The 13,870-nt window shown below is 40.1% G+C and carries 13 protein-coding genes; 3 read left to right on the forward strand and 10 right to left on the reverse strand.

The window, feature by feature from the left end; all coding sequences use genetic code 11:
• Positions 1 to 17: 17 nt before the first annotated feature.
• Positions 18 to 2,759 carry an autotransporter assembly complex family protein gene (locus FTT92_RS11040; protein ID WP_180172129.1) on the reverse strand — a complete coding sequence of 914 codons (2,742 nt, stop codon included), beginning with the start codon at positions 2,757 to 2,759 and terminating at the stop codon, positions 18 to 20.
• A gap of 177 nt (positions 2,760 to 2,936) precedes the next feature.
• Here FTT92_RS11040 and FTT92_RS11045 point away from each other — a divergent pair, with 177 nt between their 5' ends.
• Complete coding sequence (locus tag FTT92_RS11045) at positions 2,937 to 4,256, forward strand: MFS transporter (protein WP_180172130.1); 1,320 nt, start codon at positions 2,937 to 2,939, stop codon at positions 4,254 to 4,256.
• A 3-nt stretch (positions 4,257 to 4,259) separates the two neighbouring features.
• The gene (gene coq7, locus FTT92_RS11050) at positions 4,260 to 4,895 is read left to right on the forward strand and encodes a 2-polyprenyl-3-methyl-6-methoxy-1,4-benzoquinone monooxygenase (RefSeq protein ID WP_180035796.1); all 636 of its coding nucleotides are present in this window, start codon (positions 4,260 to 4,262) and stop codon (positions 4,893 to 4,895) included.
• A 68-nt stretch (positions 4,896 to 4,963) separates the two neighbouring features.
• On the opposite strand, the gene FTT92_RS11055 is transcribed toward coq7, so the two are convergent.
• The 7 genes from FTT92_RS11055 to FTT92_RS11080 all read right to left on the reverse strand — a co-directional run bounded on the left by FTT92_RS11055 (position 4,964) and on the right by FTT92_RS11080 (position 9,416).
• Complete coding sequence (locus tag FTT92_RS11055) at positions 4,964 to 5,644, reverse strand: hypothetical protein (RefSeq protein WP_180172131.1); 681 nt, start codon at positions 5,642 to 5,644, stop codon at positions 4,964 to 4,966.
• Between the two features lie 77 nt (positions 5,645 to 5,721).
• Positions 5,722 to 5,958 (reverse strand): hypothetical protein, encoded by a 237-nt coding sequence (locus FTT92_RS16755; protein ID WP_257231682.1) that lies wholly within the window; start codon positions 5,956 to 5,958, stop codon positions 5,722 to 5,724.
• 25 nt (positions 5,959 to 5,983) lie between these two features.
• On the reverse strand, positions 5,984 to 6,298 hold the full coding sequence (locus tag FTT92_RS16760) for a DedA family protein (protein ID WP_257231683.1): 315 nt from the start codon (positions 6,296 to 6,298) through the stop codon (positions 5,984 to 5,986).
• Between the two features lie 162 nt (positions 6,299 to 6,460).
• Entirely contained in the window at positions 6,461 to 6,910 is a 450-nt protein-coding gene (locus tag FTT92_RS11065) for a 2-amino-4-hydroxy-6-hydroxymethyldihydropteridine diphosphokinase (protein WP_078193947.1), read from the reverse strand.
• Complete coding sequence (gene folB, locus FTT92_RS11070) at positions 6,867 to 7,247, reverse strand: dihydroneopterin aldolase (RefSeq protein ID WP_180004951.1); 381 nt, start codon at positions 7,245 to 7,247, stop codon at positions 6,867 to 6,869. The genes FTT92_RS11065 and folB overlap by 44 nt, the downstream gene beginning before the upstream one ends.
• An 83-nt stretch (positions 7,248 to 7,330) precedes the next feature.
• On the reverse strand, positions 7,331 to 8,629 hold the full coding sequence (locus FTT92_RS11075) for an AarF/ABC1/UbiB kinase family protein (protein ID WP_078193949.1): 1,299 nt from the start codon (positions 8,627 to 8,629) through the stop codon (positions 7,331 to 7,333).
• Between the two features lie 58 nt (positions 8,630 to 8,687).
• Positions 8,688 to 9,416: a HesA/MoeB/ThiF family protein gene (locus FTT92_RS11080; protein WP_180172176.1), complete on the reverse strand. Its 729-nt coding sequence runs from the start codon at positions 9,414 to 9,416 to the stop codon at positions 8,688 to 8,690.
• A gap of 655 nt (positions 9,417 to 10,071) precedes the next feature.
• Between FTT92_RS11080 and FTT92_RS11085 the strand changes: the two genes are divergently transcribed.
• A complete protein-coding gene (locus tag FTT92_RS11085; RefSeq protein ID WP_180172132.1) occupies positions 10,072 to 10,587 on the forward strand; it encodes a pyridoxamine 5'-phosphate oxidase family protein in 516 nt (171 codons plus the stop codon).
• Positions 10,588 to 10,749: 162 nt separating this feature from the next.
• On the opposite strand, the gene FTT92_RS11090 is transcribed toward FTT92_RS11085, so the two are convergent.
• A complete protein-coding gene (locus FTT92_RS11090; protein ID WP_180172133.1) occupies positions 10,750 to 12,393 on the reverse strand; it encodes an AMP-binding protein in 1,644 nt (547 codons plus the stop codon).
• Between the two features lie 310 nt (positions 12,394 to 12,703).
• Complete coding sequence (locus FTT92_RS11095; RefSeq protein ID WP_168377726.1) at positions 12,704 to 13,840, reverse strand: acyl-CoA dehydrogenase family protein; 1,137 nt, start codon at positions 13,838 to 13,840, stop codon at positions 12,704 to 12,706.
• Positions 13,841 to 13,870: the final 30 nt, after the last annotated feature.

Raw genomic sequence — 13,870 nt, forward strand, 5'->3', positions numbered from 1 at the left:
AACACATCACCTAAAAATTATAATTGTGAACCAATAAAGAAATGTAAACGAATTGGTTTGCTGTCGTCAGAAAGTCCGGTAGCGACATCTAAACGAATTGGGCCAATTGGAGAAGCCCAACGTATCCCCACACCGGCACTATATGCAGTCGGTGTATTGAAGTCTTTATCGTACGCATTACCAAAGTCACTAAAGACCGCAGCACGCCAGCCTTCTTTAAATTGGTAGTTATATTCTAATGAACCCGTTGCCAAGACTTGACCACCAATTTTATAGCCATTTTCTTCGGCAGCTAAACTCTTATAATCAAAGCCGCGAATGGTTTGGTCACCACCGGTAAAGTAGCGTAAGTTATAAGGAACTTTATCAAAGTTCTCTGTCAGAATATAACCTAAATCACTGCGCCCAACGAACTGGTGATTATCATTTTCACCCAATGAATAAATAAAGCGCCAGCCCGCATTCAAGATCGCCATGTCAGCATCTGAAAGTAAGCTTTCACTTCCGACTTCAACTTTATAGGTTTGCTTAATCCCTTTACTCGGATTCACACGTTTATCAGAGTCGGTTCGAGAAATTTCATAGCCAAACATCAAAGACTGCTGTTCATTGTTGGTATTTACCAAGAACGCATCTGGAATGTCATCACTAGGACTTAGGCCGTCATCGGTAATACGGTCCAAACGGTAACGTAAACCAAAGGTATGCTGCCAACTACCACGTGGGTTTTTAATAATCCGGTCAACCCCAGCTACAGCAGATTCAATCGAAAGATTAACACCCTGACCGACATCGTCACGTTCTTCACGCTCATAACCACCAACCAAACTGACATAGTCATTTAATGGATGGTTATATGGGATGTTATAGCGACCATCAATCGATTGACGGATTTTGGATACTTCCATGTTCGCGTCAAAAGAATGACCACGTTTGTTTACAATGGCACGACGATACTGGCCACGAACACGTGTACCGGTGTCGGTACCAAAACCAGCACCAATTTCTGCACTATTCAACTTATCTGCATTTAGTGTCACGATCACAGGGACTTTTTTATCTTCACGTGCTTGCGCTTTTAAACGTTCTTGTTCTGCTTGTTTAGCATCTTGCGTATCTTGCAACCTGCGTAATTTAGAGGATTGCTCTGCATCATTCACCCCCGCAAATTGGTCTTCATCAACCACTTTTTGCGTGACTTCCTTATTCGACATCACTTCCGTTTTGTCTTTCACTACTTGTGAACTTTCAGACAACTGATTTTGATCGACCAAGGTCTGAATATCTGGTGGCAGTTCAAGCGGCTTTTCAATTGGGTCTGGTCGAATCGCATCAACTAAGGTGTAGTTAAAATAGCGAGAGTTGGTCAGGTTGTTAGCCAAACCATTCACACGCCAGAAAGTATAGTCAGCACCGTCTTTCCACGTCACCAAACTTTCTAAAATATCGCGATCCAATGGAAACTCTGCATTAGGATCACTCATTCGAAATTCGACTTCGCCAAGCTTATAACGCTCACCCGTTTCAAATCGCAAATTGATATCGGCTGTATTTTGTGGTTGAGCCACTCTTACATCGTGCAAACGCCAGTACGAGTCGAAATAACCGTTATTAGTTGCTGCATCATTAATTCGGCCTTTCGTCGTTTCGTATTCACCATGATTAAGAATGTCACCTTCTTCCTGATCTGGTAAAACACCAATCACCTGAAACTGAGCTTGATTAGCTCCAGCCCCTGAAAATTCAATATTTTGCTTTTGAATTTGCACAGGCGTATTTGGTGTAACCAATACACGAACTTTACTATCAGACACTTTTTCAAATTTGAATTCTGACTGATAAAAACCTACAGCTTGTGCAGCTTGATTGGACAAGCTGCGTAATTGAGGCAAAGCCGATGGAAAATCGCTAAAAGACTCTTGAGTAAAACTTGAAAGCTTGCCTTTAATATTGGCTTTGAGATCTTCCAGCGCCGCACCGTAAGCCTTACTCGAAGTCTGACTGGTATTATGTGCTGAGGTAATTTCAACATCCGCACTAATTCGTGGCACTTTTGCCGTATTCATCTGACGTGGCGGACGTACTTTATATAATAAGCGCTTGAAAATACCTGGCTCTGCATCATCTTCCACGGTTGGATTATTCAGCTCTTGCAGCGTACTGGCATTTTCATTTTGTGTTGCAGTAATTTCATTATCAGAGCGAATTTCACTCATGAGCTGATCAATATTGACTGGCGCTTGGTTAATTTCCGTTAACTCTTTTTGGGTAATGTCCGCAACAGCAACTTCTGTTTGTTGTGTCGCACGGTACTCCTGCGCCTGACGTTTGGCTTCTTCAGCAACTTGGAAGATTTCATTCGCCATGTTTTGATCAACAGGTGTCACGGGTAAGTTTTCTAAATCTTCAAACTCAATGGGTTTAAATTCTTGTAGTTGTGTTCCTGCTTGCTGCTGTTCTTGCAGCATTTTCATGCTATCAACAGATTCTTCCGGCTCATTTATATTTTCAATTTTTTCAATTGCTTCAGGCGTCGACAGCCCTTGCTTTACAGCCTCATCCTTGATTTCAGTAACAATCTCTGCTTTTGTATCTGCAGAGGTTGGAACAGTTTCCGCGGGAGTTTGGGCGAAACTATGCTGAGCACACAAGGTCAAAAAGATGCTCATATATAGACTTTTATTGCTATGATGCTGTCGTATGCAGTGAGCCATACTGTGATGAAGCATTGTTTTTTTAAACTTGATTTTTGCAGGCATAGCAAACTCTAACAAATTTCATTATGTAATGGACTTAGTCAATCAGATGTAGAGCTAAAGATCTTATATCTATTGGTTTTTCGCCATCCCCAAACTCAAAAACATATTACATGATTTTTTTAGAGATTTTACCAATCACTCACATTTCTTAATAAAACTTAATGTAGCAAGACGCTTATGAATAACAACGAACATCTGCTAGGTACACGCCGTTTCCTGCCTATGTTTTTGACCCAATTTTTTGGGGCCCTCAATGACAATGTCTACAAACAGGCTTTATTGTTGGTCATCACCTATGGATTAATCCAACAACAGGCATTACCCATCAGCACGCTAAACAATCTAGCTGCATTATTGTTTATTTTACCCTACTTTATTTTTTCAGCGACAGCGGGACAGATCGCAGATAAGTTTGAACGTTCACAACTTGTCCGTGGTATCAAAATTTTAGAAATTATCATCATGGTCATCGGCAGCATTGGCTTTCTGACCGGTCATTTATGGTTGTTATTGTTGGCTCTATTTTTGATGGGAACCCATTCGACATTTTTTGGTCCAATCAAATATGCGATTTTGCCTGAAATTTTAAAACCCAATGAGCTAATGTCAGGCAATGCGCTGTTCCAATCTGCAACATCCATGGCGATTTTATTCGGGATGATTTTGGGTGGTGCTGTGATTGCTTCATCACAAGGCAATTTATTGTGGATCAGCCTGACCGTAATGACCATCGCCATTTTAGGTTATATCACCAGTCGTTTTATTCTTAAGCAAAATGTCACTACACCAGATTTAAAAATCGATTGGAACTTTTTCCGAACTAGTTACCAAACGATGAAATATGCCAAAAGTTTGCCGCTGATTTTTACTATTTTATTGGGGAACTCGTGGTATTGGTTTTATGGTGCAACCTACCTCACCCAAATTCCACAAATGACTCAGCAAAATCTACATGCCTCTGAAAATGTCGTTAGCTTGCTATTGACCTTTTTCTCTGTCGGTGTGGGCGTAGGTTCATTGCTTTGTCGTAAATTGGGCGGCACTCAAGTCAATATTAAGATGGTTCCCATCGGTGCTGTCGGTTTAACGGTATTTGCACTGTATTTAGCATTTAGTTTGACCCTCGTCCCGACTCAAACTGGCCCACTTATTACCTTATCGGAAGTATTTCATCAAGGGTGGAGCTATTACCATGTCATGATTGCCGTGACTTTATTGGGGATTAGCGGTGGTTTTTACATTGTTCCACTATATGCCATGATGCAAGCTTATTCTCCACGCTCACATCGTGCGCGAGTCGTTGCCGCAAACAACATTTTAAATGCGGTATTTATGGTATCTTCTGCTATATTTTCAATTATCATTCTGAGTGTTTTAAAGATTGATATTAAAATACTTTTTTGTATAACCGCAGTGCTCAGTGCAATCTTTTGTATTTGGCTGCTATTACGCATCAAACCTTTGCTTAAAACTACGCAAGTCTCTTTGGAGGATTAATCCATGCGTCAATTCACAGGTATCGACAAACTTATTCATTCTTTTGATCAAGCCTTACGTAGTTTAGTTCCCGGAGCAACAGCTGCACATCGTGAAAATCCGTCTGTTGCTGAAAAAACCCAACTTGCAGTCAGCGAAGCACGCCATGTGGCAGGTCTAATGCGGGTCAACCATAGTGGTGAAGTTTGTGCCCAAGCGCTTTATCATGGCCAAGCACTCACCGCTAAACTGCCAAATGTCCGCCGTGAAATGGAACAAGCAGCGATTGAAGAACAAGACCATCTAGCATGGTGTGAAGACCGCTTAAAAGAATTAGACAGCCATACCAGTCTGCTCAACCCTGTTTGGTACGGCCTTTCTTTTGGAATGGGCGCATTGGCGGGTATTGCCGGTGATAAATACAGCCTAGGTTTTGTCGCTGAAACTGAGCGCCAAGTGAGCCTGCATTTAGAAGATCACATCCGCCAACTTCCTGAACAAGACGAACGTTCACGTAAAATCTTAGTGCAAATGAATGAAGATGAGCTGCATCACCGTGATACAGCACTCAATGCAGGTGGTGTAGACCTTCCTGTTCCAGTTCGTATTGCCATGACTGGTATTTCTAAGCTGATGACCAAAACCAGTTATTACATTTAATGCTTTTCTAATGATTGTCGCTAAGTTTTATAAATAGTGAAAAAAAGCCTGCAATGATGCAGGCTTTTTTATGAGAAATCTTTTGACTTTAATACAATAATTCCTTCACCATCAAAACAGTTTATAGGCTGCCATCGACTTGGTGTAAACCAATCAAAATTCAAACTATAACGTTGTGCAGTGGACGGATAACCTGCTCCACCTAACTCAAGCAGCCATCCTGCCGGACAAATTTCTTTTTGGTTATTCATCATAACGGTTTGATCATGTACCAACTCAAGCAATAAATGGCGATGTAGCTCAAATGCAATAACATCAAATCCAGCTATTTGAATAGGCTGTGGAAAACGAACCGATGTCAAACCTTGACGAATATCAGTCATCTGCTCCAGAGTATAGTCGGTTTCAAATGATCGGTTAATCCACGTGCCTTCAGGTAATACAACCTCTCCAAAGTTTAAGGGTTCCTGCAACTGTATATAAATTTTCTTTTGATGCTGCCACTCTGCATAGTCAGAACTAAGATCTGAAATCACAAACAATCCAAGCGTTACTGCAACAAATAAAGGGAAAAACAATACGCCAGATAAACCAATTTTAAGTACCGCATTTACTTTATATGGTCGATTTTTTTGCTTTTTATACCAATTATTCCAACTCAACCAAATGGCAATGACAATAAATAGCACCAAAATCGCAAAGCAAATAATAAGAAAACCTCCCGCACCCGCACCATAACCTAAGCCCATATTGCTCTCACTAAATATCCCTTTAAATCTTTTAATTATGTCTTGACGACTTTATCAGATCAGCCACGTTCACTTTATCAATGTTGATGATGCTTACACCACCACTTCAAAACCGTATAGAGCACACGGAAGAATACGATACATAAAATAACGGCAATAACGATGTAAATATCTTGATGATAAGGCAGCATTTTCGCCCAAAATAGATGTAAATAATGACTGATTTGGAAGCCAATCGTTGCGACCAACATCGCCCAAATAAAACAGGCAACCAGATTAATCAGCACATATTTCCAAATAGGATAAGCACGCACACCAACTGCAATAGGTAAAATAGTTCTAAAACCCAGCAAAGCGCATAAATAAAATGGTCAAAATAGGATAACGTTCAATAAACTGGCTCGCACGATCGAATTTTTGTGCAAATACCGCATTTGATTGGATAAGTTTTTGCCCATAGCGAGCGCCCATTTGATAATAAAACTGATCGCCAATAAAACTGCCTAACATCGCCACCGCAATCAACATTGGAAAATGAAGTATGTGTTGATGGACGGCATAGGCGCCAATCATCAGCACTGTTTCTCCTTCAAACAATGTGCCAATAAAAATCGCAATATAGCCATAGTGCTGAATCAGATCAGTCCAGTTCATATCATTATTTTGAAGCTAAAAAGATAATGTAATCCTGCGACAGCCTATACGCTAGCTCATACCATGACAGGATTTGAATATTTTTGTTATTGTTTATCTAGCGTATTTCAGGTCAGTTTGAAATATCACTCATGTGCATTGAAAACATTTCGTTTCATTCGCTCAATCCACTAAAACTTTTTGGCAACTCACCATAGGAAATTGATGTGCTGGATGTTCAAACATTTCATTTTTCCAAATGTCGAACATTGGTATTTTAACATCGAGTGCTAAAGGCAGTTTTTTCGGATTAAATTGCATGTGCGCTAAGCTTTCGCCCCACGCGATCAGATCCAGATCCAAAGCGATATTATGAGACGGACGAACACGACCTGAGTCTGCTTCCATTTTTTTCAGTAAGGTGCTGATTTCATCTACAGATAAACTGCTTTTCACCAAACAAGCTGCATTCCAATAATCCGCCCCAATGCCATCACGACAAGGAATCACATAAATTTTGGAAAATTCAACATGACCCAAAGCCTGAATTTGACGTAAAGCCTGTTGAAAATGCGGTTTGGGATTGAAATTACTCGCCAGAGCTAGGGCGAAAATCGTTTCGGTGGCGTTCAAGACGAATTCCTACAGAATTGGCTTGCGCGATAATGGCAGGCTTCCGGATGCTAATCATAATAGATTCAATGCTGTCATAGGTAGCAAAAAGTGCATCAATCACCAGTTTTGCTGCATGTTCGATCAATTTAGGTTGAGCAGTTTGAATGACTTTGGCTGATATTTCGCAAATTTCAGCATAATTCAAGGTATCTTCAAGCTCATCTGACTGAGCCGCCTGCGCTAAACTGGTTTGAATATTGAGGTCGAGCATCAAAGGCTGAATAATCTGACGCTCCCAATTGAAACAGCCGACGACAGTCTCAACTTTCAAACCTTCAATGATAATTGCGTCCATTCTTACACTCAAAATAAAATCTTAAACATCAATAAAATCCTCCTGTTTAAGCAAGAGGATTTTATTTATATCTTGCGGCTAAATTATTGCTTCAACAATAAATTAGGGTCCATAGTCTGCACCATTTGAATGCGCTGGTCTGCATAAATATCAGTATACGGCGCAAGGATGCGCATAAAACGATCGAAGTACAACATTTGTTTGAATAATAAAGCGAAGTCACGTGGGAAGCGAATACCATGACGCTCTCCGACTTGTACCATATCCATCATAATGTCATTCAAATCGGCAGGATTTGAGGTTAATAATTCCTGTGGATCAGCCAAAAGCACACCGCTAAATAAGCGCTCTAAGTCGGCAGCTAAGACTTGTGTGTCAATTTTGACAGCCGTCATGCCCATTTTCAGCATATTTTCAGCCATCAAGTTGTAATCAGTTTTTTGTAGGGCATCCATAAACGCAATACATGCTGTCCACACTTCAGGTTTCAACTGGCCCACGATACCAAAATCGATGAAGCCAACTCGACCATCTTCAAGCAGCATCAGGTTGCCTGCATGTAAGTCTGCATGGAAACTATTACATAACATCAAGCTGCCAAACCATGTATTCATCGCTGTTACCAAAACTTGCGATGGATCTTTAGCGACTTTCTTGACCACATCAAAATCAGTCAATGGTACGCCGTATAAACGTTCCATCGTTAAGACTCGACGCGTTGAATATTGGTGATAAACTTTTGGTGCTGTTGCGGCTTTGTTTTGAGTCACATTCAGATAATTCACAAAGTCGTCAAGATTTTGGGCTTCTTCAATAAAGTCCACCTCACGTACCATGCGAACTTTAATTTCTTCAACGATATCTGCAAGTGAAGCAAATTTGACTTTGGGTACAGCTTTTTCGACCAGTTTAGTAGCCCAATGTAAGACGTTTAAATCTGTATAGAGAATCGTCTCGACACCCGGTTTTTGCACCTTAATAACAACATTTTCACCACTGACCAATTTAGCAGCGTGTACCTGTGCTATCGATGCAGAAGCTAAAGGCTTTTCATCAATTGAAGCAAATATTTCATCTAAATTACGACCAGCAAATTCTGAAGCCAATACCTGCTGCACATAACTAAACGGCAATGAAGGTGTCTGATCTAAACAGCCTTGGAACTCTTCGACATATTCACGTGGAAATAAAGAAGGTGTACTTGCAATAAATTGACCTAATTTAATATAGGTTGAACCCAGTGATTCAAAAGTTTCACGCATGAGTTTTGCGTTACTTGGTTTTTCTGTCGCGTATTTAAAACCGGCTTTAGCCGCGACCACTGCGGTCTCACCCATTCGGGCAACCGAGCGAATTCCATCTAACCAGATATTGTTTTTCATAATGTCTTAGAAAAAAATAATTAACATGAGTGTAGCAAAAAAATAAGGGCTTGCTGCTTTATCTTGCCTGACAGATTGGACAATCTGGATCTTTTTCAAAAGCGAGAATTTTTTGTTTCATTGACAGACCATCCCACAACAAAAGTTTTTGTTTCAATACTGTCTTTCCTAAACCCAAATAAAGTAAAGCATGATGAGCTTGCAAACTTGCCATAACATTTGGTGTGGTTGCAAGCACACCCGAGTCTGCACAGCGCAAACTTTCATTGGCTTGTTGTTCTTTTGGAAATAGACATTCATAACATGCCGCGTTTCCTTCGACCATAAACAGTTGCCCTTGGAAACCAATCGCTGAAGCACTAATCAGCGCCACATTATTTTCTACGCAGCTCACATTGACCAAATAACGCGTGCTGAAATTATCACAACCATCGAGAACCAAATCTTGCTGTGAAATCAATGCCTTTGCGTTGCTTTCATCTAATTTTTTGGTATAGCTTTGCACTCGGATATGCGGGTTAATCGCTTGTAAGCGTTTAGCCAAAATTTCCGATTTATAAAAACCTACGTCATTTTTGGTATATGCGATTTGTCGTTGCAAATTACTGATTTCAATTCGATCTGCATCGATTAAAGTAATTTGTCCGACGCCTGCACGTGCCAATAATTCGGCTGTGGTACACCCAATTCCACCACACCCTACGATGAGTACATTGGCAAGTTTTAGCTTCTCTTGTGCATCGATGTCCCATCCATCAAGCAATATTTGACGGCTGTATAAATGCATTTCATCATCACTTAATTCAAATTCAGATGTTGATTCATTCGATTTAAACGTAGACAAAGTATTTCCTTATTAAAATTCGTCAAGCATAAAAAATGGGCGAGTTTATATCGCACGCAAAAGATTAAAACACCGATATCCATCAAATGTTGTTCGAGTACAAACCCGAAACAGTGTAAAAACACCCTGCTATTTGAGCAAGACAATATACAGCTTAAAGTTAAAATAAATGCTCTGTAGACATGGTATTTTTCTTAGTTAGCGTATCTTCAATTACACTATTTAAAATACAGTATCTCAGACACCTTAGTATGTAGAAACATCATAGAGGTATAGCGTATACATGTTTTAAAAATAATAAATATAGTTATATTTTTAACCATATTTAGTTGCACTAGAGCTGCTTACATTAGATTCATTTTAATGATTCTTTTCTACCTTAGCCTCAGAAAATAAAACTTAATCCAAGACATTTTAAGCGTTTATGTATGCAAAGAGATTTAATCCGTAGGTATATGTATGAATTCAGTGAGAATTAAATTGCTGACATAATATGTTCGATAAACTTATGCGCTAACACACATTATTCAAATACTTTGTGCTCAGTCATATTTACCCCTTTATCCCCAAAGTAATTACTTAAAAGTGGAGAATAAAAATGTCACAAGAATACATTGAACAAGATCAACGACAAAAATTATGGAAACTCATTAAAGACGTGCGTTTCACCATGATTAGCCATGTCACTGACAAGCAAGAAATTCATTCTCAACCTATGACCATGCTTAATTCTGATAAGATGAATGAGCATGAAAATATCTATTTTCTTATGAAAGAAAACAATGACCTTGTAGAGGCAGTCAATGCAGGTCGTAATCATCTTGGATTAGCATTCGCTAAACCTTCAGACGACATTTATGTATCAGTTAGTGCTCATGGAGAAATCAGTACAGATGCGGCCCTAATCGATAAATTATGGAATCCTTGGGCTGAAAACTGGTTCGATGGCAAGACTGATCCTACTGTTCGCGTTTTGATAGCTAATGCTATTAGTGCAGAATTCTGGAATGTCAAAGACAATAAAGTCACCCATTTATTCAAAGTTTTGAAGGGCAATTTAACGGGTAAAACTCAAGAACTTGATACTGAACATAATACCCTGAACTTAAAATAAAAGATTTTATTGATTTGAATTAATGCTTTAATTTTAGGTTAATTTGGATTGTCCCATAGTTAGTCAAGTGCATATATGATCTGGAATGAATGGTTTCACCAGCTCAAATATCAATTTCAAAAAGGCTGCATCAAGCAGCCTTTTTTGCGTATATAAATTGATTCAACTTACCTTTTGAATTAATTGCGCTTTGGCCACTTCTTGTTGCTTCAATAAATTACGTTGGATTTTTCCACTCGATGTTTTAGGCAATCCATCTACAAATTCAATTTCTTTTGGATAAGCATGTTTGGATAAACGAGATCGTACATAGGCTTGTAGTTTATCCATGAGTTCAGAACTTGCTTGATATTGTGGTTTCAATACCACAAAAGCTTTGACCAATTCAGTTCGCTCAGGATCAGGCTTACCGACAACTGCCGATTCTAAAACCTCTTCACATTCTAATAATGTGCTTTCCACATCGAAAGGCCCTACACGATAGCCTGACGTTGTAATGACATCGTCTGCACGACCTACAAAATCAATGCCGCCTTCTTCGTTTAAACGAACGGTATCACCGGTTAAATAGTAGTTCCCGACAAAGGCTTTACGGTTATTGCCACCATATCCTGTAAACCACATGAGTGGAGATTGCGACCAATCTAATGCCAATGTTCCAATGCCACCGCGTTCAATTTCTTGATAGTCTTTATTAAGCACCGCGAAACGATGACCCGGTATAGCAAAACCGGCTGAACCCACTTTTTTGTAGTGTTCTAAAGCGTGATGATTTGCAATCACCATACCGAGTTCTGTTTGCCCATATTGGTCATAAATATTGACGTTTAAATCGTGATTAAACCATTGAATCACTTCAGGCGTTAGCGGCTCACCTGCGCTACTCACAACCCGTAAATGTGATTTTAGGGATGCGTCAAATTTTTCTTTGAAGCCAAAGAACATACGAAAAGCCGTTGGTGAACCAGTCAAATTACTGACTTTATATTTTTTGATGACTTGAAGTGCATGATCAACACTAAAAGCCCGTTCATCCATAATAATGCTGTGTCCTAAACTTAATGGCCCTGCAATTCCATAGTACAAACCATAAGCCCAACCCGGATCTGCCAAATTCCAAAATGAATCTTCATCACGCAAATCAACCGCATGTGTCATATACCCTTTAAATGCCAATAACGCTTTGTGTGGCACAGGTACAGACTTGGCTAAACCGGTCGTTCCCGATGTAAACATCATTAAAAATTCATCGTCAAATGAACGGGGAACTGAGTTAAATGTGGCGTCATGCAATTGCAACTCTGACCAAAAGTCAGGATCTGTTTGAATTGCTTGATCGGCATGTACGTTTAAAATATGCGGTAAATCAATGTGATTAAGTTTTGATCGTTGCTCAGTGTTGGTTACAATCAGCTTTGTTCCCGCAGTTTGCACCCGATGCTCAATCGCTTTGGACTCAAATGCCGTAAACAAAGGCTGATAAATTGCCCCTATACGCCATGTTGCCAAAATAGTAATCAATAACTCTGCAGTACGGGGTAATAGACCTGCAATGCAATCACCTGCTTTTAGCCCAATGCGCTGATAATAATTCGCCAATTGTGCAGAAGCTAAATCTAATTGCTCAAAAGTCCATTGTTCAGATTCACCATTTTTACCTTCCCAGATCAGTGCAGTTCGATTTTGCCCAACATAGCGCCCACAACATTCATCATAAGCATTGATTGAACTTGGCGTACCGACCAATTGTTCTGCAACCATTTTTTCAAAATTAAAATCACGATATGCTTGTTCTAGTGTCTTCATGACGACAATTCCTATCCTGTTCTCTATGATTCAAAGTGCAAGACTTTGAGGTTTATTGATCTTGTTGTTGTACCGCTGCGTACTAGTGACGATTCCTTTGCCACATCCGCTTTTACTGCTTTTCTATACACCGATTGCAATGTCGGTTTTTTAGTTTTGAAACTTATACTCTTCGACAATCTATTCGTAAATTACCTATTCTTAGACTGTCTATACCTAGATAACCATGTTTGGATGTGCCCTGCAATTTCCATAACCATCAACGCCATTGCAGGGTTTGAACATCGACTAAAGTCTATTTTTTAACCTTTCACCCTTTGGTGACTTCACGTGCAATCACCAGCCGCTGAATGTCCGATGCACCTTCATAGATTTGACTGACACGCACATCACGATAAATGCGTTCAACTGGGAAATCAGATACATAACCGTAGCCTCCATGGATTTGAATGGCATCTGAACACACCCGTTCAGCCATCGTCGATGCAAAAAGTTTCGCCATCGAGGCTTCTTTTAAGCATGGAAAACCTGCATCTTTTAACGTCGCTGCATGGAAAATTAACTGGCGTGCTGCCTCAATTTGGGTGGCCATATCCGCGAGGCGAAATGCCACGGCTTGATGCTGAACAATCTCCACCCCAAATGCCTTTCGTTCATTAGCATATTCAACGGCTGCATCTAATGCCGCACGGGCCATACCCACAGACTGCGCTGCAATACCAATTCGACCTGACTCTAAGTTCGATAAGGCAATTTTATAGCCTTCACCCTCTTGCCCTAAAAGACTATCCGCAGGAATACGACAGTCATCTAAAACAATAGTTGCTGTATCGGAACAATGCTGACCCATTTTGTCTTCTAATCGCGATACGATATAACCCGGTGCATCCGTTGGTACTAAAAAGCACGAAATCCCTTTTTTACCTGCAGACTTATCCGTTACCGCAAAAACCAAGGCTACTTGGGCATGTTTTCCTGTAGTAATAAATTGCTTGGTGCCATTTAACACCCACTCATCACCATCACGCTCCGCTTTACATTCCAATGCACTCGCATCTGAACCCACTTGTGGTTCTGTTAGGCAAAAACAACCTAACCATTCGCCAGTGGCTAATTTTTTTAAGTATTTTTCTTTTTGTGCTTCTGTACCATAACGTTGCGTAATGCCACATGGCAGTGAGTTTTGTACGCTGACAATCGTCGAAATCGCACCATCGCCAGCAGCAATTTCTTCTAAGGCAACAACCAAAGACACATAGTCTAAACCTGCACCACCCCATTCATCCGAAACCGTCATGCCTAAAGCACCTAGCTCACCCAGTTCCTTAAGTTCTTGTTCAGGAAATGCTGCCGTTTTGTCACGCTCAGCTGCCGTTGGTTTCAGTTTTTCTTGCGAATAGCTTCGCATCATGTCCTGAACCATTTTTTGTTCATCATTTAAAATCATGAGACTTCCTTTTCTAAATCTTTTATAGCG

The organism is Acinetobacter sp. YH12023, assembly GCF_013420135.1.
GTDB classification, from domain to species: domain Bacteria; phylum Pseudomonadota; class Gammaproteobacteria; order Pseudomonadales; family Moraxellaceae; genus Acinetobacter; species Acinetobacter amyesii.